A 24,018-nucleotide genomic window follows, 5' to 3' on the forward strand; every position below is an offset into this window, starting at 1 on the left:
AATATTATCCCTTTAATCGATAAATTTTTCCGACTGAATATTCAATTCAATGTCCCAATGCTTAAACTGCTCTTGCTCATCATGCAAGTCGGCAACTAACAATGGCCATTGTTTGGCATCACCAGAAACACTAAGCTGCCATTGTTGATCATTTATGATGGTTAATTCAATGGCAGGAAGCATCTGATCACTGCGACTATGATTGAGTAAAACTGCAAGGCGAAGTAATAAACTTAGGTAAAGTAATTTATTACCGCCAGCCTTCAAAACTTCATTTTTTACATCATTACGTAATTTACGTCGATGGTGAGCAACTAAATGTGAAAGATGATTTTGATCAATTTGTGAGAAACCAGGAATATCAGAATGCTGTAATAAATAAGCACCATGACGATGATATCCACCGTGACTAATTGCTAAACCAATTTCATGCAAATAGGCTGCTCTACGTAGTAAGTCACTGTCTTCACTGGTTAAATTAAGTGATTTTGCAACACCATCAAATAAATGTTGGGCTGTATTTACGACACGTTCTGCTTGTTTAGGATCGGCGTTATAGCGCCCCATCAAGGCCTGTACACTACGATCCCGAATATCTTCATGCTTGAAACGACCTAACAGGTCATACATGACTCCTTCACGTAATGCACCATCAGAATATGCCAAACGTTCAATTTCTAAAACTTCGAAAACTGCGTACAAAATTGCCAATCCGGCTGGCAAAACTGCTCGTCGATCTTCTCGTAAACCTTCAAAATCAATTTCAGAAATATTTTTGAACTTAAGTAGTTTATCTTTAAGTTTATATAGGCCTTCTCGAGTGACATTTTCTTGCTCGTCACTTAACCCCATATTCACCATAATTTGACGGCAAGCTTTAATCGTTCCACTTGAGCCAACAACAGTATCCCAACCTTCCATCTTATAAGTCGTTGCGATTGCTGAAAGTTCTTTGCGGGCAGCAACTACAGCTTTATCAAATGCTTTTTGTGTGATTTCGCCATCAGCGAAATAAGCTTTTGTATACGCCACACATCCCATTTGTAATGATTCGGTATAAATTGGCTCAAACTCTTCGCCAATAATAAACTCGGTAGATCCCCCACCAATATCTACAACTAAACGACGTCCGCCATTAGCCATCGTGTGAGATACACCAAGATAAATCAAACGAGCTTCTTCACGACCCGCAATAATTTCAATAGGCTTAGGTAAAATTTCGGCCGCTTTTTGAATAAATTCATGACCATTTTTAGCTTGACGCAAAGCGTTCGTTGCCACAATTCTTAAACGATTGGGTTGAACCGAACTTAAACGTCCAACGAAACGAGCTAAACATGCTAATCCACGTTGTTGCGCTGCTTCTGTTAGGTTTTTATTTTCATCCAGACCAGCTGCAAGCTGTACTTTCTCTGACATTGAAGCCACTTTTTTAACTTCACCGTGATCTACCCGTGCAATCGCAAGGTGAAAACTGTTCGACCCCATATCTATGGCAGCAAGTAATTCTTCATCAATCAGAAAGTCAGACATTATTGAACTAAACCCATAACAATTCACGCCTAGAGTAATTCACAAGAATGCAATTGAAAAGCCATTTTCATCAACATTTATTAGCCATCGATATTTTTCTATTTGTTAAACGATTGTACAAGCCGATGATGAATATCGTGAGCATCCATTAGACAAATTTAGTTAAGCCTTGAATAATAGCATCAAACCCTTACATTGAACTAAGTAGCTATGTAATACTGATAGAGATTATATCCTCACACAGTGATAGCACTTTTTTCTAAAAATTGGAGCCGTACCATGTCTGCGACTATTGTAAATACAACTGATGATAACTTCCAAGCAGATGTCCTTGATGCTGAAACACCTGTACTTGTTGACTTCTGGGCAGGTTGGTGTGCGCCTTGTAAAGCCATTGCACCTGTTCTTGAAGATTTATCAAGTGAATATGCTGGTAAAGTAAAAATCGTTAAAGTTGACGTGACTTCTTGTGAAGATACTGCAGTAAAATACAATATCCGTAATATTCCTGCTCTATTACTTTTCAAAAATGGTGAAGTAGTAGCTCAACAAATCGGTGCTGTACCTCGTTCTAAACTCGTTAGCTTTATTGACGAAAACGTTTAAAACGAAACGTTATAGATGAAAATACGCTATACCTATATAGCGTATTTTTTTCGGCTATAAATTGACAAATTAGCTGATCTCACTTATATTGCATGCTCAAGAGGCACTGAAGGGAATCGTCTTCTGTCCGGCTTCTTACAAGACACAAACATAAAGATCGCCACTCGGCAACAGAAATTGTTTTTTCACATTTCTCTTCGAAACAGTTAATCAGACTTCTGAATTGTTATTGTGTAAATACAATTGCGATACTCTTTTTTGTATGCGAGCGATTTTTCTTCTTTTAAACCACACTCTACTCTTTCCTAATTCTGACCCTTATGAATTTAACTGAACTCAAGAAAAAACCAATCGGCGAACTAATTAAAATTGCTGAATTTATGGGCCTTGAAGGTATGGCTCGTAACCGAAAGCAAGATATTATCTTTGCCATCTTGAAACGCCATGCAATGAATGGCGAAGAAATTTTTGGTGACGGCGTTCTTGAAATTCTCTCTGATGGTTTTGGTTTTTTGCGCTCTGCCGCAGGTTCGTATTTAGCAGGTCCGGATGATATTTATGTGAGTCCTTCACAAATCCGACGCTTTAACTTGCGTACAGGTGATACCATCACAGGTACTATTCGCCCTCCAAAAGAAGGTGAGCGTTATTTTGCGTTGCTCAAAGTTAATCAAATTAACTATGACACGCCAGAAAATTCTCGAAATAAAATTTTATTTGAAAACTTAACTCCTCTTTTCCCAACCGAACAATTGGTTATGGAACTAGGTAATGGTACGACTGAAGACTTAACTGCTCGTGTTGTCGACTTAGTTGCCCCAATTGGTAAAGGTCAACGTTCAATTATTGTTGCACCGCCAAAAGCGGGTAAAACAATGTTACTTCAAAACATTGCGCAATCTATTGTTAGAAACAATCCGGAAGTATTCCTTATTGTTCTACTTATTGATGAGCGTCCAGAAGAAGTAACTGAAATGGAGCGTACTGTACGCGGTGAAGTTGTTGCCTCAACATTTGATGAAGCACCTGCCCGTCACGTACAAGTTGCAGAAATGGTGATTGAAAAAGCAAAACGTCTTGTTGAACATAAAAAAGATGTTGTGATTTTGCTTGACTCTATTACACGTTTAGCTCGTGCATACAACACTGTAATTCCTTCATCTGGCAAGGTACTAACAGGTGGTGTAGATGCTCACGCATTAGAACGTCCTAAACGTTTCTTTGGTGCTGCCCGTAACATCGAAGAAGGTGGTTCTTTAACGATCATTTCTACTGCGCTTATTGAAACTGGCAGTAAAATGGACGATGTAATTTACGAAGAATTCAAAGGTACTGGTAACCAAGAAATTACACTTGATCGCCGTATTGCTGAAAAACGTGTCTTCCCTGCCATGAATATCAAAAAGTCTGGCACACGTCGCGAAGAACGTTTAATGGATGAAGATAAATTACGTAAAGTCTGGATTCTCCGCAAACTTCTTCACCCTATGGATGAGTTGGCTGCTATGGAATTCTTACTTGATCGTATGAAAGAAACTAAAACAAATGATGATTTCTTTGATCAAATGAAACGTAAAGCTTCAACTTAATCAATTTTACTATCATTGAGAAAAGCTACTCTATTGAGTAGCTTTTTTATTTGGTTGACAAGCTTTACACAAAAATACATTTTGTTGTTTTCTATGTAAGAATATATTTAAGTTTTTGAAAACAAATATTTTTAGTATAAAAAAATTAGGTTTTTTAGTAGCTTACTTATACCTTTTCCAATATGTTTAATCTAATTGATTGTTTTTTTCTGTTAAAAAACAGCCTGTTTTTTCGTTTTTTCTACGCTTTTTTGACAGGTGACAGTAGTATTTCAACATTCGCAGTGATAGCATAGCGGCAGACCAGTTAGACTGCTCCATGCGTTGTTACCTAGCTACGTTTAGGAATAATAAAAGCAAAACAGCCTAACTTAGGTTTTTTTAATCTCAAATTTTTTTTGTGAGAGTGATGCCATGTTATTCAAAAAATTCGCTGTTGCTGCTGCTGTTGCCGCTACTTTAGCTTTCGTTGGTTGTTCTAAGAAAGAAGAAGCTCCAGCTGCTGCTGCTGCATCTGAAGCTGTAGCTGCTGCTTCTGAAGCTACTGCTGCTGCTTCTGAAGCTGCTGTTGCTGTTGACGCTGCTGCTTCTGAAACTGCTGCTGCTTCTGACGCTGCTGCTTCTGCTTCTGACGCTGCTGCTGCTGCTACTGACGCTGCTGCTTCTGCTGCACACTAATCTATACTCTAGATTAGATAAAAAAGAGGACTTTATGTCCTCTTTTTTTATGCTTAAATTTTATAATTTAAACAATAGCTACGTTATATATTATTTAAATAATATTTATCACCTATAAAATATACTTTATTCCAAACCATTAAAAATTATAAATAAAAAAAAGCAGATCAATCGATCTGCTCATTTCCAACACGTTGTCTAAATTTCTGACCTGCTCTAAAGGTCACTACTCGGCGAGCAGAAATTGGAATTTCTTCGCCTGTTTTAGGATTGCGTCCTGGACGTTCGCGTTTATCTCTAAGTTCGAAATTACCAAAACCAGAAAGCTTAACCTGCTCACCCGCAATCAGCGCTTGGCTAATTTCGTCAAAGAACAACTCGACCATTTGTTTTGCTTCACGGCGATTTAAGCTGGTTAACTCACTTAAATGATCAGCCATGTCTGCTTTAGTTAGTGCTGTCATGAGGCCCTCAATGTCGCTTGATAAGTGTTTTCCAACACTTGGATTATATTGTCCATACCAGATTTAATTTCAGCATCTTCAAGCGTACGTGAAGGATGTTGCCATAGTAGTGCAAACGCTAATGAACGTTTACCTTCTTCGACACCCTGCCCCGTATACACATCGAATAACCAAGTAGAGTCTAAAAGCTCTCCACCAGTTTTTTCGATTAACTGCTGAATATCTCTAACATTTATATTATCAGAGATTAAAAGCGCAATATCACGTCTAACCGAAGGAAAACGTGATAATTCTGTAAAATTAGATACATAAGATTGCAAAACTGCTGCCTGATCAAGCTCAGCAACCCAAGTTGTGCTCAAATCGAGCTCATTTTCTAAAGATGGGTGCAAACGGCCTAGGTAACCAATTGATTTACCATCAACTAAAATTTCAGCTGATTGTCCCGGATGTAACCAAGCACGCTCTGAGCGTACATATTCAACTTTGACACGTCCAGCAGCTAAAACTTCTTCTACTTCACCTTTGAAGTCGAAGAAATCCATTGGCTGTAGCTTAGCATGCCATGATTCTGGTTCACGAGAACCTACAGCAATTAAAGCTAATGTCGGGATTTGCTTTAAGTCTTGAATAGTCGTAGCATTTTGATAATCAAAACGTAAGCCCAACTCAAAGAAACGCACACGGCTTTGCTGACGGTTTAAATTATATTGTACACAAGGAATTAAGCTAGAAAGCAAAGTGCTACGCATTACTGCCAAATCACTTGAGATTGGATTTGTAAGCATTAATGGATTTACTTGTGGGTTCAATTGCTTTTCAAGTTTTGCATCAGCAAAGCTAAAACTAATTGCTTCTTGGTAGCCCAAAGTAACTACTGTTTGGCGTAACTGTGCAATTTCAAAACGATCTTGGTACTTAGCAAGCTGAACATCCATGCTTGGTAGACTAATCTGGATATTGTCATAACCATCAATACGTGCAACTTCCTCAATCAAATCTTGATAAATTGCCATATCGTAACGATGTGATGGAGGAATAACGCTCCACTCACCTTCAGCTTTAACAGTTACTTTACAACCTAGTCGAGTTAAAGCATCTGTGATGAACTCAGCAGCAACTTGATATCCCAATAATTGGTCTACTTGAGCTTGCTTAAGTTCGATCGCTTCACGTTTTGGAAGTAAATCCGTTTTTTCAGCTACAGTGATAGGACCAAACTCACCACCCGCTAATTCTTTAATGAGCTGAGAAGCACGATTCATCGCAATTAATGGCAATTCAAAATCTACACCGCGTTCATAACGTTGCGAAGAATCTGTATGTAAACCAAAACGGCGAGCACGCCCAGCAATCGCAAGTGGAGCGAAGAATGCGCTCTCCAAGAAGATATCAGCTGTATCATCAGTTACACTTGATGCTAGACCGCCCATAATACCAGCGATTGCTAATGCTTTCTGGTCATCTGCAATCACCATTATATCTTCTTGCAACTCAACTTCTTGATCATTCAAAAGTTGTAACTTTTCTTGTGGCTTAGCATGGCGAACGTGCACAGTTCCTTCGATTTTAGATAAATCGAAAGCATGCATTGGCTGACCCAATTCCATAAGGACGTAGTTCGTTACATCAACCAAAATACTGTGAGTACGAATTCCTGAACGTGCTAAAGCTTGTTCCATCCACTCTGGAGTCGCAGCTTTTACATTCACGTTTTTAACTACACGTCCTAAGTAGCGTGGAGCACCATCCGTGCTAATCACTACTTTTTTCTCATCAGTGATTGTCGCATCAACTGATTTGATTTCAGGCTCATTCATTTGCAGTTGGTTAATTACCGCAATCTCACGTGCGATACCACGGATACTGAAACAGTCACCACGGTTTGGTGTAATACTGATATCGATGACGTTATCATCAAGTTTCAAATATTCACGAATGTTTACCCCTACTGGAGCATCGGCAGGTAATTCAAGTAAACCATCGATTTTATCTTCAAGGTCAATTTCAGAAGCACCGCACAGCATACCTTGTGACTCAACGCCACGAAGCTTACCTTTTTTGATTTTAAAATCACCTGGTAATACTGCACCAATAGTTGCTACAGGTGCTTTCATTCCAACACGAACGTTAGGAGCACCACATACAATTTGCAGCGGTTCACCTGAACCAATATTCACTGTTGTGACTCGTAGACGGTCTGCATCTGGATGTTGTTCAACTGTTAGAACTTCACCAACCACAACCCCAGTAAATGGCTTAGCAACAGGCGCTAGTTCATCTACCTCAAGACCAAGCATAGTCAACTGATCAGATAATGTATCACTATCAATGGCTGGGTTAATCCATGTGCGTAACCAATTTTCGCTAATCTTCATCTTTATAAACCTTATTTAATCCTGAAAAAATGTTAGGCAAATTGGCGTAAGAAACGCACATCATTTTGATAGAACATACGTAAGTCATTGATGCCATAACGCAACATTGCAAAACGCTCTACCCCTAAACCAAAAGCAAAGCCTTTGTATTTATCAGGATCAATACCCGCAGCACGCAATACATTTGGATGTACCATGCCACAGCCTAATACTTCTAACCAACGTCCACGCTCATCCATGATATCCACTTCTGCACTAGGCTCTGTAAATGGGAAATATGATGGGCGGAAACGTACTTTTAAATCTTTCTCAAAAAATTCATTCAGTAGGTTAATTAATAAACCTTTTAATTCAGCAAAGCTGGTGTTCTCAGCAACGTACAAGCCTTCGATTTGATGGAACATTGGCGAATGCGTTTGGTCTGAGTCACAGCGATATACACGGCCCGGACATACAATACGAATTGGCGGCTGGCTTGTTTCCATGGTACGAATTTGCACACCAGAAGTATGCGTACGCAACAAATGGTTTGCATCGAAATAGAAAGTATCGTGCATGGCACGTGCAGGATGGTGCCCAGGAATATTTAATGCTTCAAAGTTATGATAGTCATCTTCAACTTCCGGTCCTGTTGCAACTGTAAAACCAGCTTTAGTAAAGAACTGGCAAATACGTTCTTGTACTTGAGTAACAGGATGAACTGTACCAATGCGCTGTCCACGACCTGGTAAAGTAATATCAATGGTCTCATTTGCTAGTTTTTGCGCTAGCGCAGCTTGTTGTAATGCCGTTTGACGCTCAGTTAAAGCGCTATTAATTGTTTCTCGAACAGCATGAATCGCAGCACCTTGTACTTTGCGTTCTTCAGGGTCCATTTTCCCTAATGCTTTCGATTGTTCTGCAAGCTGGCTTTTTTTCCCTGTAAATTGCACACGCACCTGATCAAGTGCAACAAGGTCTTGAGCTGCTGCAATGGCAGCAAGCGCTTCTGTGGTCAGGGCTTCCAGTGACATATTAACTCTCAAAGCAACAAATTTAAAAATATAATAAAACACTGCATTCTAACAGTTTTTCACCGTATTGATGAAGTTTATCCATCATGAAAAATGTATTAGGCAACAAAAAGATAAAACGTATAAAATAATACTATCGTCAATGAGATCAATTATTATGGCGCTCAATCAGATTTGGAAACAACAACTTACACTTGTGACCTACGGTAATGAATACCTTCGCCAGAATTTAAGCTTCAACCAATGGCGACAACATCATATTTTTGACCAACATAGTTTTCAGTTTCGTGACTTAATTTCACAGCATTTACTTGCTCAACATTTCCAAGTTTGGCTAGAAGCACTCAAAAAACAGGGAACAACCCAAATCTCTCTTCACTTATCAACCATCTTAAATGAAGAGCAGAATCCAAATAATAATGTAGAACTTTTACCTTATACCCATTTTATTGTGAGCCATCAAAATAATAAAAAAATCGCATGGATTTTTGGCCATGAGCTTGCCGAATGGTATAGCAGCGATAACGAGTTTGAACCACCTTTAAATCAGCGTAGTGATTTACGCTTAGAAACTTTCTGGCGTTTTGAGCTGAACGAAAAATTATCTAAGAAAGTTGATGCTGACTTAAAATCACCTCAATGGGATGAAATTGCTGACTTTATGGAAACTGAGTTATTTCGAAGTAAGTATGCAGCAGGTTTTGCAGAACCAGAATTTCAGAAAAAATATTTTGATGGATCAAATGATCGAATCTCTATAGATAAACAACCAACTCTTGCCCTTATTCCTGAAAACTACCCAGCAGATTGTGCACACCAACTCCTCTACCGCACCCAAGCTTTATCAGATTATTTGGAGCAAAAGAAACGCGCCGCAAATGATCCTTTAGGGGAAGACTTAGACCAAGAACAAATTATTAACTTAAGAAATTTTACCCATAAAACTGATGATCTATTCGCAAAGCTGATTGTGAAAGCAGCAAATCATTATCAAACAGCTCAATTAAAACCTGTTGAGAAACCCTCTCCTTTTGATGCAACAAATGAGTCCGTAACTCATTTAAAAGCACCTCATCATAAAACTGGTGGAACAGGTGTAATCAAGCTCATTATTTTAACCGTTATTATTTGTGCCTTAGCTTATTATTTTGGGCTTTAATCTTGATTAAAGTTCCCATTGATAAAGCAACTCTGTTATTCCGAAGCCGAACTCTGGTAGTTCGGCTTCACCAATTAACTTTGCTCCTATTTTTTCATAGAAGAAGCGACTCGGATTTTTATTAAAAACATCTAAACGAATAAAAGCATAACCTTGATTTAAAGCGCATTGATAGAACTTTTGGAATAACTCACGGCCTATGCCTTGCTTTTGAACTTCTTTTAAAAGATAAAAAGCAAGAATTTCAGCAATATTACTTTCTGGGTTTAAATAACCATCAAGAAAGCCTTTTACTACTCCATTTTCAGTATAGATAAATAACTTATGATCAGAACTTCTGCTTATCTCTTTCCATAACTGTTCTTTATCTAGTGCGTTAAGCTCATCTAATATTTCTTGCTTAACCATACCGGTATAGGTTTCTTTCCAAGCTTGCACATGTACTTCTGCAATAGATAATGCATCCTTAAATGAGGCTATACGAATATCTGTGTCATTTAATGGTTTCAATTCACTCCCCTCACGTCACTACTTTTTAGAATGAAGTATTGATTAGTCTCACACGTACCTACTCAGTTAAAAACTGCTCTCGAACATGCATTAAAGCAAATCCCAACAAATTTAGACCTTGCCATAGAGATGGATCTTCGATATCTGGATGGTCTTGAGCCATACCAATACCCCAAATTTTATCGACAGGAGATGCTTCAACCAAAATACGGTCTTTCGTTGCCAATAAGAATTTTTTCAATTCAGGATGCTGTGAAAATTTAGCAAAATTCGCCTGCACCACGATGTCAAAACGATTTTCTTGCCATATCTGTTCATCATAATTACGCACTTTACGGCCGAGTTGCTTCGCTTCATTCGGATGTTTAACCTGCAAAATTCGTGCAAAAATTTCTTCATCATTAAATAATTTTGCTTTTTGCGCCATCATATAGTGCTCAGCAGTAAAGTACTCGACACCTTCTACCTTAAATTGCGCTGAGAACCACTGGCTAAAACAGCTTTTATCAACAAGGTCAGCTTGTTTAGGAGTATGTCCCCAGAAATATAAGTATTTATACTGGTGACCTTGCTGCACTTTTTGAATTAAATCATTTAGAAATTTTTCGTCTTTCATCATTTATCTCTGATTATTTTATCTTTTAAAAATAGAACCGCTAAAAATAAAAAAGACCGCTAAAAAGCGGTCTTTCTTTGAATCTCTAAGCTTATGCAGCTAATGCGCCTTTAGCTTTTTCAGCTAAAGCAGCAAATGCTACTGCATCATGCATAGCGATGTCAGCTAATACGCGACGGTCGATGATCACTTGAGCTTTTTTCAAGCCATCGATCATACGGCTGTAAGACAAACCGTTTTGACGAGCACCAGCATTGATACGCGCAATCCATAGAGCACGGAATTGACGTTTCTTTTGACGGCGGTCACGGTAAGCGTATTGACCAGCTTTGATTACCGCTTGGAACGCTACGCGGTAAACGCGTGAACGAGCACCATAGTAACCTTTAGCGCGAGCAAGAATTTTTTTGTGACGACGATGAGCCACTACACCACGTTTTACACGAGCCATTTATAATCTCCTTAGATGTATGGGCACATACGACGAACTGAATTCATGTCAGAAACATGAACCATTACACAGCCGCGTAATTGACGGATACGTTTAGCAGATTTTTTGGTCAAGATGTGGCGCTTGAACGCTTGTTTACGCTTAAAACCGTTTGCAGTCGCTTTGAAGCGTTTAGCTGCACCACGGCGAGTTTTTAACTTAGCCATAGTAACCTCTTTTAGGCACCTGTTCGGCGCGATCGCACCATTGCAAAATCGACCTGCAGGTAAGGAAGCGCGTATTTTATAGCATGCTGACTAAAATTAAAACTACTCTTAGCATTTTTTTGGATTACCAACTTAACAAACTAAAAAATTCATATCATTTTTTTAGAAGGTAGTCATTGCTAATAAATTCAGCATCGTGGCTTATTTCACTCTATAATATGTTCAAATTATCAACATACGATATTTCAAATGCAGAAACATGATGCATTCGCTGCACTGCGCTATAGAGATTTCTCTATTGTTACCATTAATCAATTTTGCTTAACGTTAGCAATTTTGATTCAAGAAATTATTGTTGCTTATTCACTTTATCAAATTACCAAAGACCCTCTAACTTTAGGCTTAATTGGATTAGCAGAAGCCATTCCATTTATTGCCCTATCGCTTTGGGGTGGCTATTTTGCTGATAAATTTAATAAACAGGTCATTATGAAAATCTGTTTATTTTTCTCAGTGCCTCTACCTTTAGTTTTGTGGCTGTTGTTTCATTTACATGGTTTAGGCCATATCAGCGTAAATTTCCTTTCTTGGGGTATTTATGCAGTGATTTTTGGCTTAGGTACCATACGTGGTTTTTACAATCCCTCTGCCACATCATTGAAACCATTCTTAATTCCACGCGAACTTTATGCCAATGGCGCAACATGGACAACGATTGGTTGGCAAAGTGGCGTGATTATTGGGCCTATGCTAGGTGGGTTTATGCTTGCTTACTTAGGCAGAGAAACCAGTCTTTTTAGTGTTGCAGCCCTACTTAGCATCTGTTTTATTCTCATTAATTTATTACAAAAAAGAAGCTTTCCTAAAATTGAAACTACCAATGTATTAGAAAGCTTAGGTGATGGTTTCCGCTTTATATGGAAAACCAAAATAGTTCTCTGGGCTATTTCTCTAGACCTTGCCTCTGTTTTATTTGGAGGTGTGATTGCCCTATTGCCTATCTTTGCAGAAGATATTTTAAAAGTGGGACCAGAAGGCTTAGGTTATTTACGTGCAGCCCCATCTATTGGTGCCCTCATTACCATGATTGCTTTGACTCGTTTTCCTCCAAATCAACACGCATGGCGTAACATGCTATTAGCAGTTGCCGGGTTTGGTGTATTTACGATCCTTTTCGCTTTCTCAAACAATATGTGGTTATCCCTATTTGCACTGGCGATGACAGGTGCTTGTGACAGTATTTCAGTTGTGGTTAGACAAACCATTTTGCAAATTTTCCCGCCAGAAAATATGCGTGGTCGCGTTGCGGCTGTAAATGGAATGTTCGTTTCATCTAGTAATGAATTGGGTGCATTTGAATCAGGCCTAGCAGCTAAATATTTGGGAACGATTGCCGCGACTATTTTTGGTGGTTGTATGACACTTGCAGTGGTCACGTTCTGTTGGTTAAAAACCAACGACCTATTTAAAGTCGACATTACCAAAAGCTCAGAAGACTAATTAAATCCTTTTAATAAAAGCATCTTCGGATGCTTTTACTTTAAATAAAGTCTGTAATTACCCAATAAATGAAAATATAACGCCCAGCCTTAGCAATAAGAACCGTAAATAAAAAACGCCAAAAATTTTCTTTGAATAAGCCAGCAACCAAAGTAATAGGGTCACCAATCACAGGTGTCCAACTTAAAAGCAGCGAATAAAAGCCATACTTATGATAAAAACGTTGAGCTTGTTCTAAACGTTTTTCAGAAACTGGGAACCATTTTTTATGTTTAAACTGTTCTATTTTTAAACCAAGCCACCAGTTCACACATGAACCGAGTACATTTCCGAAAGTAGCAATCGAAATAAGAAGAAATGCAGAATGTTGATTTTTTAATAATAAAGCAGCGAGTACAGCTTCTGATTGTAGCGGTAATAATGTAGCCGCCCCAAAAGCACTCAAAAAAAGTAAAAAGTAACTTAGCATATTAAATTAAAACCAAACTACCTTTCACTTTATTCATTACCTATCAAGTAAAATTAGATAACTTTAATTGATAATGCTTTTTGTACAGCTGGACGTGCTGTTAAGCGAACAATGTATTCTTGTACATATGGGTAATCCTCTAATTGAATACCTTGCCATTCATAGCGCAAAATCCAAGGTAAAATTGCCATATCCGCAATTGAGTATTCGCCTGCAACAAACTTTTGCCCTATAAGCTGTTTGTTTAATACACCATATAGACGTTTAGTTTCATTCAAATAACGCTCTATGGCGTAAGGAATTTTCTCTGGTGCAAAGCGATTGAAGTGATGATTTTGTCCTAACATCGGGCCTAAACCACCCATTTGCCACATGAGCCATTGTTCTACTTCAACTCGCTCTTGCTCGTCAGTTGGATAGAACAAGCCAGTTTTTCGACCTAAATATTGTAAGATTGCCCCTGATTCAAATACTGAAATTGGCTCACCACGTGGACCATCCTGATCAACAATTGCAGGAATTTTATTATTTGGAGAGATTCTCAGGAAGTCGGGTTGAAATTGATCATTTTCTAAAATATTAATTGGATAAAGAGTGTAATCCAGTCCCATTTCTTCTAAGGCAATTGTGATTTTATGTCCATTGGGTGTACCCCAATAATATAGATCAATCATTCTATTTTCCTATTCATCGTTATCATGACTGCGTCTTGCGTTATATCATGTTTTGGGTAATACAATAATATTTCCAACACCAAAAAACACATAAAATTTGAGAATAACTTTGGTTCAAAAAGTTATTAAATCGCACTTTAAAGGAACTAAACCACAAAATGACAAGCAAAAAAAAGCACTGCTTTTGCAGTGCTTTTTTTGAGTATTACTTTTTCTTTTTAGGTCCAAGTAACATACCCATTTGTCGACCTTCCATTTTCGGAGCTTGCTCTACAACCCCAAACTCAGCTACATCTGCTTCAATTTTTTGTAATTGAGCTAAACCAAGTTGTTGGTGAGCCATTTCACGACCACGGAAACGTAAGGTGATTTTGACTTTGTTGCCTTCTTCAAGGAACTTCAAAATAGCACGAAGCTTAACTTGATAATCACCTACATCAGTTGCTGGGCGTAGTTTGATTTCCTTCACTTGCACTTGATGCTGTTTTTTCTTGGCATCTTTTTGCTTCTGTTTCAGGTCAAACAAGTGCTTGTTGTAATCCATGATTTTACAAACAGGCGGCTCAGCGTTTGCGACAATCTCAACAAGGTCAAGATCTGCATCCTCAGCAGCACGCAGTGCTTCATTTAATGAAACAATTCCTTTTTGCTCACCATCAGCAGCGACGAGGCGTACTTCTTTTGCACGGATCTCATCGTTAATTGCTGGACGGTTACTCTTTGCACCTTGTTGTTGGTTACGGTCAGGCTGTTTAATCTTTCTTACTCCACAATATACCGGCCACGTTCGGCGACGGCAGATTTCACTAAGTCAATGAAAGCATCCACTGACATAGTACCTAAATTTTTTCCTGAGCGAGTACGTACATTCACTGTACCTTCTTCAACTTCTCGATCACCAAGAACTAACAGGTAAGGAATGCGCTCTAGAGTACGCTCACGAATCTTAAATCCGATTTTTTCATTTCTCAAGTCAGAAATAGCGCGAAGGCCATTTTCCTTGAGTTTTGCCACAACTTGCTCACTTGCTTCAGCTTGAGCATCGGTAATGTTCATGACACATGCTTGTACAGGTGATAACCAAGGCGGCATAAAACCAGCGTAGTGTTCAATTAGTATACCAATAAAACGCTCAAAACTACCAAGAATTGCACGGTGCAACATTACAGGCTGATCACGTTCATTTTCTTCAGTTACATAAGAAGCGTCTAAACGAACTGGCAAGTTGAAGTCACACTGAATGGTACCACATTGCCATACACGACCAAGACAGTCTTTTAAAGAGAACTCAATCTTTGGACCATAGAATGCGCCTTCACCCGGCTGCAACTCCCATTTAAGACCAGCTTCATCTAAAGCATCTGCTAAAGATTTTTCAGCTAAATCCCAAAGTGCGTCATCACCTACACGCTTTTCCGGACGAGTAGACAACTTCATTTGAACTTCTTCAAAGCCAAAGTCTTTATAAACATCTAAAGTGAGTTTAATAAAGTCTGCAACCTCTTTTCCGATCTGTTCTTTAGTACAGAAGATATGTGCATCATCTTGGGTAAAGCCACGAACACGCATAATACCGTGTAAAGAACCAGATGGTTCATTACGGTGACAAGAACCAAACTCAGCTAAACGAATTGGTAAATCACGGTAAGATTTCAAGCCTTGGTTGAACACTTGAACGTGACAAGGACAGTTCATTGGTTTTACAGCATAGTTACGACTTTCTGAATGAGTCGTAAACATATTTTCTGCATAGTTTGCTGCATGGCCAGATTTCTCCCAAAGCGTAAAGTCTACGATTTGTGGAGTTTTAATTTCTTGGTAACCATTATCTTGCTGAACTTTACGCATGTACTGCTCTAGTACTTGATAAATAGTCCAACCGTTTGCATGCCAGAACACCATACCCGGTGCTTCTTCTTGCATATGGAACAAGTCTAACGCTTTACCAATTTTACGATGGTCACGCTTTTCAGCTTCTTCAATACGCTTGATATAAGCTGCTAACTGTTTTTTATCAGCCCAAGCAGTACCATAAATACGTTGAAGCTGTTCATTCTTCGCATCACCACGCCAGTAAGCGCCAGAGATTTTTGTAAGTTTGAATGATTTTAAAAATTTAGTATTTGGTACGTGCGGACCACGACACATATCTAAATAATCTTGATGGTAGTACAAGCCCATTTGTGTTTCTTCAGGCATGTCTGCAATCAAGCGTAATTTATATTCTTCACCGCGTGCAGTAAATTCAGCAATGACTTCATCACGTGGCGTCATTTTTTTAACAACATCGTAATCTTGGTCGATGAGCTTTTTCATACGCTCTTCGATCGCTGCCATGTCATCTAATGTGAAAGGACGTGGCATCCAGATATCGTAATAAAAACCTTCTTCGATGACTGGACCAATCACCATTTTAGCTTCAGGGAAAAGCTGCTTTACAGCATGCCCTACAAGGTGTGCACAAGAATGGCGAATGATCTCAAGACCTTCTTCATCTTTTGGAGTGATAATTTGTAAGGTCGAGTCTTCGGTAATTAAGTCACATGCATCAACTAGGCGATCATTTACTCGTCCAGCAACGGTGTTTTTTGCTAAACCAGGCCCAATACTTTGAGCGACTTCCATAACAGATACAGGGTGATCAAAACTTTTTTGATCGCCATTTGGCAATGTGATAATTGGCATAAAAAAATCCTTAAGGAGTGATGCCCTATACGAAGGAGCATTTCACCGCGAGATTATGATCGAGGCGAACCTCAAAATATAAAAACGGTGTAAATCAAAATTAAAAACCAGAAAGATTTTACACTTGTTCACGCCAAGTGAAAACCTTTGTGCTCATAAAATCATAAATAGATGTTGATTATACCGTAAACAGCAATAAGTGACTTTCGTAAGTGTTTCTCATAAATTTTAAGAAATACATAAATAGGATAATTATTCATCAGAACTGATTTAACATGATGGAAATAGCATTTGTGCTCATTTTCTGACTGAGGGGTATTTCTGTTTAAGACTAAAGCATTAATGCTTTGATTAATATTAAGTCATATTTTCAAAGAATGAATTAAAAAATAGAACATGGAGTTGTTTCACATGGTTAGTGCATACGATGAATTACCACGTACACAAGCAAACTTTGTTGCGTTATCCCCTTTGCGGTATTTAGAACGGGCAGCTTATATATATCCAGATCAGGCTTCGATTATTCATGGCAACCGTCAAATTTCGTGGAAAGAAACTTATCAGCGTTGTCGGCAATTTGCCTCTCAGCTTCAACAATTAGGTATTACTAAAAATGATACTGTTTCTGTATTATTGCCCAATATACCCGCAATGATCGAAGCACATTTTGCTGTACCTATGGCTGGTGCTGTTCTTAATACATTAAATACTCGTTTAGATGCTAAAACCATCGCCTTTATGCTAGAGCATGCTGAAACTAAAGTACTTTTAGTTGACCCAGAGTTTGTTAATTTAGCCAGAGAAGCCCTCTCACTGATTCCTAACCAACGTATTATTGTGATTGATGTAGCTGATGAAGAATATGAGGGAGAAAATCAATTTCTTGGTTCATTTGAATATGAAGAATGGATTGCTCAAGGTGATGCTAATTTTGAATGGCATTTGCCGCAAGATGAGTGGGATGCGATTAGCTTAAATTACACCTCTGGGACAACAGGCAACCCTAAGGGAGTGGTTTATCACCACCGTGGGGCTTACTTAAATGCAGCGAGCAATATTCTAGCCTGTGGCATGAAACCTCGAGCCGTTTATTTATGGACGCTTCCTCTGTTCCATTGTAATGGCTGGTGCTTTGCATGGAGTATTGCAGCCAGTGGTGGAACCAATATTTGCTTACGCAAAGTTGACCCTGAACTGGCTATGCAGCTTATTGCAAAACATAAAGTTGATTATTTCTGCGGTGCTCCAATTGTGCTGTCCATGATTATTAATCTACCTAAAGAAAAACAGCCGAACTTAGAACATCATGTAGAAGTTATGGTTGCGGGAGCAGCACCTCCTGTCGCCGTGATTGAAGGTATGCGAAATATTGGAATTAATGTAAACCACGTTTATGGTTTAACTGAAACTTATGGACCATCCGCGCTTTGTGCCTCTCAAGCAGGATGGAGCGATCTTTCTATTACAGAGCAAGCACAACTACATTCACGTCAGGGCGTGCCTTACCCACTTCAGGACAGTATGCGAGTGCTAGACCCTGAAACGATGCAACCTGTACCAAATGACGGTGAAACCATGGGAGAAATTATGTTCCGTGGCAATATTGTGATGAAGGGATATTTAAAAAATCCAAAAGCAACTGAAGAGGCATTTGCAGGTGGTTGGTTCCACACTGGAGATTTGGCAGTTTGTCATCCAGATGGTTATGCAAAAATTACGGATCGTTCCAAAGATATTATTATTTCCGGTGGAGAGAATATTTCATCTTTAGAAGTTGAGGACGTCTTATATAAGCATCCCGCAGTTTTAACAGCTGCTGTTGTGGCAAAACCCGATGAACGTTGGCAAGAAGTACCATGTGCATTTATTGAATTAAAAACAGGTGCTACAGCAACTCCTGAAGAAATTATTGCACACTGTCAAAAAGAGCTTGCTCGCTTTAAAGTTCCTAAGGATGTGGTCATTACTGAAATACCAAAAACCTCAACAGGCAAATTACAAAAATTTATCTTGCGTGAATGGGCAAAGGAGCGCGTTTAAATATTTTCAAATAAAAAAGCGACGTATTGAACGTCGCTTTTTTTTATTTGAAAGGTATTAGCCTTGATCTGACAATAAAGCAATTTGTTGCACGTAGTTAATAAACTTCTTTTTAGATGCTTCAAGATCTGCTTCTGCAACTTGCTGAGTTTTATCACGGTTAATTCTTAACACATGTTGACGCAAAGTATGACGCTCTGATGCATTATAAATTTTGCTAAACTCATTGATTGCAGGATCACCCTGTTCAATCATACGATCTACCCAACGCATAAGTTGAGCTTGCTTTTTCGCACCTTGTTGAGGTGTCAAATAAGACAAAATGACTGTCTCATCTTCATTACGCAAGAGTTTACCAACACGCTGAAACTGGCGACGGCGTGCTTCAAACGAACTAATATTCTGGACTTCTAAAAGAGCATCAATTAAACGCTCATCAACCGGAAGTTTTTGAATCTGTTTGATAGAAAGTTGTGCTAACTGCTCGCCTAAAGCAGCCATACGTTGAACTGCTTTTTTCTGTTCGGTTTTACTTGCACGTCCTTCTAAAGAATCAAAATCTTCTTCAGTATAACGCTGGGGACGACGTGCCACGATTAATCTGCCTCATAAAATTTTGCGGCGAATAACGCCTGTACTTCGTTTAATGCCTGTTCTTCGTCAGCGCCATCAATGACCAAACGTAAAGTGGTCCCTTTACCTGCACCTAACATCAGTAACGACATAATATTCTTTGCATCTACCAAATGATCGCCCTTACCAATCTGAATTGACGAACGAAACTTCGTAGTGACCTCTATCAGTTTTCCTGATGCACGTGCATGTAAACCGAGTTTATTAATTACATCAACAGTTGTGTCTATCATGACCAGTGCTTCATTTCTCTGTGTAAGACCTGAACAGTCCATTCTGCCTCAAGTGCTTGTTTTAGTCTATCTACCATATAGACTGAACGATGCTGGCCGCCTGTGCAACCTATTGAAATCGTCATATAGTGACGATGCCCTTCAGCAAATGCAGGCAACCATTTTTTTAAGAAGTGGTGTATGTCCTCAAACATTTCATTTGCTTGCGGACTTGCTTCTAAAAACTGTCTTACTGGCTCATCTAAACCAGAAAAACGGCGTAATTCTAAATCCCAATGTGGATTTGGTAAATGCCGTACGTCAAAAACATAGTCAGCATCTAAAGGAATGCCATGTTTATAACCAAATGACTGCAATATAACAATCAGGTTATCCGACTGCCCTAATTTTGACAGCAAGATATGTTTTAAATCATGAACACTTTTATCTGTAGTATCAATATGAACAGTGGCACGGAACTGAATTGGAATCAGCAACTGCTTTTCTTCATGAATACACTGTAAAAGGCTTTTGAAACGGTTCGCCAACGGATGCGGGCGACGTGAAGCACTAAATCGAGCAATTAAATCTTGATCTTGTGTCGTCAGGTAAATCACATCAACCGTACCATGCTTTTGTAGTTGCTCAAAAACATGATCGAACTCCTGCATATCTGCCCGTGTACTTCGGACATCTACACCTAAAGCGAGTTGTTCAAGATTATTTTCATGATCTAGCTTTGCCACAATTTCAGGCAGCAATGCCAAAGGTAAATTATCAATACAGTAATAGCCCAAATCTTCCAACACTTGAAGAGCTGAAGATTTTCCTGAACCAGACTGTCCTGTCACGATAAGTATACGCTTCATGGCATGGCTGTCCTTTTATGTATTATTGAGGTGTAAAGGCAACTTGTAAATTATCAATTAAACGTGTCCCACCCAACTTAGCCGCAACAAACAACACAATATTACGATCAAATTGAGTAACAGGTAACAGATTTGACTGACGAGCTTCCACATAATCCACAACAAAACCATTGTCTGTCAACAACGTTTTTAAATCTGCCAAGACTTGTTGCAAATCCTTACCTTGATGTAATTGTTCTTCAGCTTGCTTTAGACCTTGATAGATGACTGGTGCCGTTTGACGCTGTTCAGGCGTCAAATAACCATTACGCGAACTCAATGCCAGACCATCTGCGGCACGAACAATAGGCACACCAATAACTTCCAACGGAATATTTAAGTCTTGAACAAACTGGCGAATTACAGCTAACTGTTGATAATCTTTTTGACCAAAGAAAGCATAGTTTGGCTGCACAATATTAAAGAGTTTTGTGACAACCAGCGCTACACCGTCAAAATGTCCTGGGCGTGAACTACCACACAAGTCATCCGTAATTTGACTAACACTAATGTTAGTTAAACGAGGTTGTGTACCGTACATTTGCTCGACTGAAGGTGCGAAAACGATGTCACAACCAACATCTGCAAGTAGACGGCTATCTTGCTCCAAAGTACGTGGATAGTTATCAAAATCTTCACCCGGACCAAATTGGGTCGGATTCACAAAGATACTTACAACCACAACATCACATAACTTCTTTGCTTCACGAACAAGTGTGAGATGGCCTTCATGTAGATTTCCCATAGTTGGGACAAAACCAATGATTTTACGTGCAGCTCTAGCAGGATTTAAAGAAGCAGCTAAGCCTTGTATAGTGGTTTCTGTTTTCATGAATTACAGCTCAACATTGAAAGTATGTTCTTTGGCAGGGAACGACTGATCTTGTACAGCAGCATGAAAAGATTTAAAAGCATCTAAAATAGCTGTTTCACCAGACTGTTCTTTCATGAAGTTACGCACAAAACGTGCAACCTTACCAAACGTCAAACCTAACATGTCCTGTACAACCAATACCTGACCGTCAGTCGCATTACCTGCCCCAATACCAATCACTGGAGTATTTGGGAATAGCTCAGCAATTTCTTGGCCTAGTTGCGCAGGAACACATTCAAGCAATAGTACCGCTGCTCCAGCTTCAACCACAGCCGTACAGTCAGCAATCAGTTGATCCGCAGCTTCACGTGTTCTAGCTTGCAACTTATAACCACCAAACACATGCACAGATTGAGGTGTTAAACCTAAATGAACACATACAGGTACACCATTACGCGTTAACACTTGTACTGTTTCACTTAGCCATGCACCGCCTTCGATTTTGATCATCTGGGCACCAGCTTGCATAACTGTTTTCGCATTCTGCAAAGCATCGTTTAAAGTGGCATAACTCATAAATGGTAAATCAGTCATAATCAATGCATGCTGGTTACCACGGCGCACCGCTGCCGTATGATAAGCCATGTCTTCAACAGTTACAGGTAACGTTGAATCACGACCTTGAATTGCCATTCCAAGAGAATCACCAATTAAGATAGTATCAATTTCAGCAAGTTCCATTGCTTTTGCCATACTTGCATCGTAACAAGTTAGACAAGAGAACTTACGTCCTTCGGCTTTAAATTTTCTTAAGTCACTAAGACTAATCATGATGGTATCCTCTACAGGAGTTTGCAGAACGTATAAGTCAGGCTTAAGCCCAAGACTCATCAGCAAGTACAGTCAGCGTCGGCTGCTGTAAGAGTTCTAAATTTTTAAGTGGCTGATCATTAATATGTAAATCAGCATCTAAATCTAATAAAGGAATCACAACAAAATCTCTTTGCAGTATTCCTACATGCGGCACAGTTAAGCGCTCATTTTGTATTTTTTCATTGCCATAAATCAGTAGATCAAGATCTAAAGTTCGCTCACCCCAATGACGTAGTCTCACACGTCCAGCTTCCTGTTCAAAGCGCTGGAGCTGGTCAAGTAAGTCAAGCGGAAGTAACTCGGTTTGTAGCTGAGCGACTGCATTTAGATAGTTCGGTTGATCTTGAGGACCCATGGGTGGGCTTTGATACAGTTTGGAGACCTTCACTTCACCAATAGATTTAAGCTTAGCTATTGCTTCAGACAAAATCTGGCGTGAGTCACCTAGGTTACTTCCTAAGCCAATATATGTGGTTACTGTCATTGTGTAGGCCCAAAAATAACTTGGCTCAAATCACGTTGTACCCGCTTGCGCTTTAAAATTGGGTGATCACTCGTCATGTTAGCTTGTGATGCAGAAGATTTTTCCATAAAGCGATCAACAGACTGCTCTTGTCGTGAGCGTTCTTTCTTACCACGACGGCTTCGAGGTTCTGGAACGTCTACCAAAGGCTCAATTTCTACATCAAATCTGTTGCTTTCAATCGGTTCAGCAGCAACCTTACGACGACTTTTCGCTTTTTGACGATTATATTGGCTAATCGCGGCTTCTTTTTCGTCATTTGACATTTCTTGGTAAGCATCCCACCAACTCCCCATTCCTTGCGTTGTGTCATCACCTGACTTTTCACGAAGTAATAAGAAGTCAAAACCTGCACGGAAACGCGCATGGCTTGCCAATGCTTCAATTTGCTGTGGCTTTGGATTCAGCAATCGGGTTTGCATTTCCCAAACTTCACGAATAAAAGTTTCAGCAAAACGAGGAATGACTGTACGTGTGGCTTGACGTTTTAAAACATCTAAACCGGCCTGCGCACGAGCTTCTGCTGGAACCACACCTTTTGTTAAATAAAAATCACAGCGTTCTAAAAATGGCTGCCACAATAAAACCGCATAGAAAAATGCTGGGTTAATGGTTTTACCAATTTGAATACGTTGATCTGTATTTTTTGCAGCGCGTTGAATAAATGGCGTCAGATCTGGACGAATATCAGCAAAAAGCTGCTTCCACACGCCAAATTCAATTAGCATTGGTAATACACGTGCCAAATGACCCATTGTGAAAAGCTTCTGAGACTCATCATATAAACGGTGCGGAGAAACATCACGAAGTAACTGTGTCATCTCAACATCAAAAATATCGAGAATATTTGAATCAATCTTGAAATTTAGCTTCGCTGCAAAACGTAATGTCCGTAGCATACGCACCGGATCTTCTTCAAAACGTTGTGCAGGATCACCCAATAAACGTAAAGTCTTATTTTTGACATCATCAATTGCTTTACAAAAATCGAGCACAATACCCTTACGTGGTTGGTAGTAAAGCGTATTGATAGAAAAATCGCGTCGAGCAAAGTCCTGCTCTATTGTTCCCCAGTTATTGTCACGCAAAATCATGCCTGAAGCATTGGTGACTGCTTTTTTAGGAGGAGCACGGAAAGTCGCAACTTCGATTAGCTCACGCCCTGAATAGACATGTGCCAATTCAAATCGACGACCAATAATTCGGCATCGACGACCAAAAACTTCTTTAATTTGAGAAGGTGTTGCATTGGTGACTGCATCGAAATCTTTAGGATTGAGTCCTAGCATTAAATCACGGACACCACCCCCAACAATATAAGCCTCATAGCCTGCTTTGTTCAGACTATCGATCACATCTAAAATCGAAGAAGGAAGTTGGGCTGTGGACAAACCACATTTTGACGCTCGCAAGGTTTGCAAAAGACGCTGTCTCCTACGTCAGGACGTAAATAACAAGTTGTCGCTAATCATAGCTCTAACACA

General features: G+C 39.3%; 26 protein-coding genes and 1 pseudogene. 6 read left to right on the forward strand and 21 right to left on the reverse strand.

Annotated features, from left to right (window positions below; genetic code table 11):
* Positions 1–12 precede the first annotated feature (12 nt).
* The gene (gene ppx / locus AC056_RS02940) at positions 13–1,533 is read right to left on the reverse strand and encodes an exopolyphosphatase (protein ID WP_004698565.1); all 1,521 of its coding nucleotides are present in this window, start codon (positions 1,531–1,533) and stop codon (positions 13–15) included.
* A gap of 279 nt (positions 1,534–1,812) precedes the next feature.
* Here ppx and trxA point away from each other — a divergent pair, with 279 nt between their 5' ends.
* The gene (gene trxA, locus AC056_RS02945) at positions 1,813–2,139 is read left to right on the forward strand and encodes a thioredoxin (protein WP_002054512.1); all 327 of its coding nucleotides are present in this window, start codon (positions 1,813–1,815) and stop codon (positions 2,137–2,139) included.
* Between the two features lie 320 nt (positions 2,140–2,459).
* A complete protein-coding gene (gene rho, locus AC056_RS02950; protein WP_001054522.1) occupies positions 2,460–3,728 on the forward strand; it encodes a transcription termination factor Rho in 1,269 nt (422 codons plus the stop codon).
* Positions 3,729–3,914: 186 nt separating this feature from the next.
* Here rho and AC056_RS02955 read toward each other — a convergent pair whose 3' ends face one another.
* A complete protein-coding gene (locus tag AC056_RS02955) occupies positions 3,915–4,049 on the reverse strand; it encodes a hypothetical protein (protein ID WP_077162702.1) in 135 nt (44 codons plus the stop codon).
* Between the two features lie 93 nt (positions 4,050–4,142).
* Here AC056_RS02955 and AC056_RS02960 point away from each other — a divergent pair, with 93 nt between their 5' ends.
* Positions 4,143–4,406, forward strand: a complete 264-nt coding sequence (locus AC056_RS02960) for a hypothetical protein (RefSeq protein WP_004698569.1) — start codon at positions 4,143–4,145, stop codon at positions 4,404–4,406.
* Positions 4,407–4,573: 167 nt separating this feature from the next.
* Here the strand turns inward: AC056_RS02960 and AC056_RS02965 are convergent, their stop codons facing one another.
* Genes AC056_RS02965 through pheS form a run of 3 tightly spaced genes read right to left on the reverse strand, consistent with a single transcriptional unit; the run spans position 4,574 to position 8,261 of the window.
* The gene (locus AC056_RS02965) at positions 4,574–4,870 is read right to left on the reverse strand and encodes an integration host factor subunit alpha (protein WP_000126166.1); all 297 of its coding nucleotides are present in this window, start codon (positions 4,868–4,870) and stop codon (positions 4,574–4,576) included.
* Positions 4,867–7,248, reverse strand: a complete 2,382-nt coding sequence (pheT, locus tag AC056_RS02970; protein WP_039251148.1) for a phenylalanine--tRNA ligase subunit beta — start codon at positions 7,246–7,248, stop codon at positions 4,867–4,869. Before pheT ends, AC056_RS02965 begins: the two co-directional genes overlap by 4 nt.
* Positions 7,249–7,280: 32 nt before the next feature.
* Complete coding sequence (gene pheS / locus AC056_RS02975) at positions 7,281–8,261, reverse strand: phenylalanine--tRNA ligase subunit alpha (RefSeq protein WP_002054514.1); 981 nt, start codon at positions 8,259–8,261, stop codon at positions 7,281–7,283.
* Between the two features lie 157 nt (positions 8,262–8,418).
* Here pheS and AC056_RS02980 point away from each other — a divergent pair, with 157 nt between their 5' ends.
* Complete coding sequence (locus AC056_RS02980) at positions 8,419–9,420, forward strand: hypothetical protein (RefSeq protein WP_077162703.1); 1,002 nt, start codon at positions 8,419–8,421, stop codon at positions 9,418–9,420.
* Between the two features lie 6 nt (positions 9,421–9,426).
* Here the strand turns inward: AC056_RS02980 and AC056_RS02985 are convergent, their stop codons facing one another.
* From AC056_RS02985 to AC056_RS19785, 5 genes and pseudogenes are all read right to left on the reverse strand, one after another.
* A complete protein-coding gene (locus AC056_RS02985) occupies positions 9,427–9,930 on the reverse strand; it encodes a GNAT family N-acetyltransferase (protein WP_077162704.1) in 504 nt (167 codons plus the stop codon).
* A gap of 58 nt (positions 9,931–9,988) precedes the next feature.
* On the reverse strand, positions 9,989–10,546 hold the full coding sequence (locus tag AC056_RS02990) for an NADAR family protein (RefSeq protein WP_077162705.1): 558 nt from the start codon (positions 10,544–10,546) through the stop codon (positions 9,989–9,991).
* A gap of 91 nt (positions 10,547–10,637) precedes the next feature.
* Positions 10,638–10,997, reverse strand: a complete 360-nt coding sequence (rplT, locus tag AC056_RS02995; protein WP_000124858.1) for a 50S ribosomal protein L20 — start codon at positions 10,995–10,997, stop codon at positions 10,638–10,640.
* An 11-nt stretch (positions 10,998–11,008) separates the two neighbouring features.
* Positions 11,009–11,203 carry a 50S ribosomal protein L35 gene (gene rpmI, locus AC056_RS03000; protein ID WP_002054552.1) on the reverse strand — a complete coding sequence of 65 codons (195 nt, stop codon included), beginning with the start codon at positions 11,201–11,203 and terminating at the stop codon, positions 11,009–11,011.
* Between the two features lie 11 nt (positions 11,204–11,214).
* A pseudogene (locus AC056_RS19785) lies at positions 11,215–11,313 on the reverse strand (hypothetical protein); the annotation flags it as partial.
* 139 nt (positions 11,314–11,452) lie between these two features.
* Between AC056_RS19785 and nreB the strand changes: the two are divergent.
* Positions 11,453–12,703 carry a nickel resistance MFS transporter NreB gene (nreB, locus tag AC056_RS03010; protein ID WP_077162706.1) on the forward strand — a complete coding sequence of 417 codons (1,251 nt, stop codon included), beginning with the start codon at positions 11,453–11,455 and terminating at the stop codon, positions 12,701–12,703.
* A gap of 40 nt (positions 12,704–12,743) precedes the next feature.
* On the opposite strand, the gene AC056_RS03015 is transcribed toward nreB, so the two are convergent.
* From AC056_RS03015 to thrS, 4 genes are all read right to left on the reverse strand, one after another.
* Complete coding sequence (locus tag AC056_RS03015; RefSeq protein WP_077162707.1) at positions 12,744–13,172, reverse strand: YqaA family protein; 429 nt, start codon at positions 13,170–13,172, stop codon at positions 12,744–12,746.
* A 53-nt stretch (positions 13,173–13,225) separates the two neighbouring features.
* Positions 13,226–13,846, reverse strand: a complete 621-nt coding sequence (locus tag AC056_RS03020) for a glutathione S-transferase N-terminal domain-containing protein (protein ID WP_019456643.1) — start codon at positions 13,844–13,846, stop codon at positions 13,226–13,228.
* A 205-nt stretch (positions 13,847–14,051) separates the two neighbouring features.
* Entirely contained in the window at positions 14,052–14,603 is a 552-nt protein-coding gene (gene infC, locus AC056_RS03030; RefSeq protein WP_077162708.1) for a translation initiation factor IF-3, read from the reverse strand.
* A gap of 5 nt (positions 14,604–14,608) precedes the next feature.
* Positions 14,609–16,531 carry a threonine--tRNA ligase gene (gene thrS / locus AC056_RS03035; RefSeq protein WP_019456642.1) on the reverse strand — a complete coding sequence of 641 codons (1,923 nt, stop codon included), beginning with the start codon at positions 16,529–16,531 and terminating at the stop codon, positions 14,609–14,611.
* Between the two features lie 411 nt (positions 16,532–16,942).
* Here thrS and AC056_RS03040 point away from each other — a divergent pair, with 411 nt between their 5' ends.
* A complete protein-coding gene (locus AC056_RS03040; protein WP_077162709.1) occupies positions 16,943–18,571 on the forward strand; it encodes an acyl-CoA synthetase in 1,629 nt (542 codons plus the stop codon).
* A gap of 57 nt (positions 18,572–18,628) precedes the next feature.
* Here the strand turns inward: AC056_RS03040 and yjgA are convergent, their stop codons facing one another.
* The 7 genes from yjgA to pcnB are packed head-to-tail and all read right to left on the reverse strand — an operon-like array spanning position 18,629 to position 23,955.
* Positions 18,629–19,165 (reverse strand): ribosome biogenesis factor YjgA, encoded by a 537-nt coding sequence (gene yjgA / locus AC056_RS03045; protein ID WP_004698595.1) that lies wholly within the window; start codon positions 19,163–19,165, stop codon positions 18,629–18,631.
* A gap of 2 nt (positions 19,166–19,167) precedes the next feature.
* On the reverse strand, positions 19,168–19,437 hold the full coding sequence (locus AC056_RS03050; protein ID WP_019458135.1) for an HPr family phosphocarrier protein: 270 nt from the start codon (positions 19,435–19,437) through the stop codon (positions 19,168–19,170).
* Positions 19,434–20,285: an RNase adapter RapZ gene (gene rapZ / locus AC056_RS03055; RefSeq protein ID WP_019458134.1), complete on the reverse strand. Its 852-nt coding sequence runs from the start codon at positions 20,283–20,285 to the stop codon at positions 19,434–19,436. The genes AC056_RS03050 and rapZ overlap by 4 nt, the downstream gene beginning before the upstream one ends.
* 22 nt (positions 20,286–20,307) lie before the next feature.
* Positions 20,308–21,156 (reverse strand): pantoate--beta-alanine ligase, encoded by an 849-nt coding sequence (panC, locus tag AC056_RS03060; RefSeq protein ID WP_077162710.1) that lies wholly within the window; start codon positions 21,154–21,156, stop codon positions 20,308–20,310.
* Between the two features lie 3 nt (positions 21,157–21,159).
* Positions 21,160–21,969 (reverse strand): 3-methyl-2-oxobutanoate hydroxymethyltransferase, encoded by an 810-nt coding sequence (panB, locus tag AC056_RS03065; RefSeq protein WP_004698602.1) that lies wholly within the window; start codon positions 21,967–21,969, stop codon positions 21,160–21,162.
* A gap of 43 nt (positions 21,970–22,012) precedes the next feature.
* Positions 22,013–22,495, reverse strand: coding sequence for a 2-amino-4-hydroxy-6-hydroxymethyldihydropteridine diphosphokinase (gene folK, locus AC056_RS03070; protein ID WP_077162711.1), 483 nt, complete (start codon positions 22,493–22,495; stop codon positions 22,013–22,015).
* Positions 22,492–23,955, reverse strand: coding sequence for a polynucleotide adenylyltransferase PcnB (gene pcnB, locus AC056_RS03075; RefSeq protein ID WP_077162712.1), 1,464 nt, complete (start codon positions 23,953–23,955; stop codon positions 22,492–22,494). Before pcnB ends, folK begins: the two co-directional genes overlap by 4 nt.
* Positions 23,956–24,018 lie beyond the last annotated feature (63 nt).

The organism is Acinetobacter genomosp. 33YU (assembly GCF_001990725.1).
In the GTDB taxonomy this organism is placed as follows: Bacteria; Pseudomonadota; Gammaproteobacteria; order Pseudomonadales; family Moraxellaceae; genus Acinetobacter; species Acinetobacter seifertii.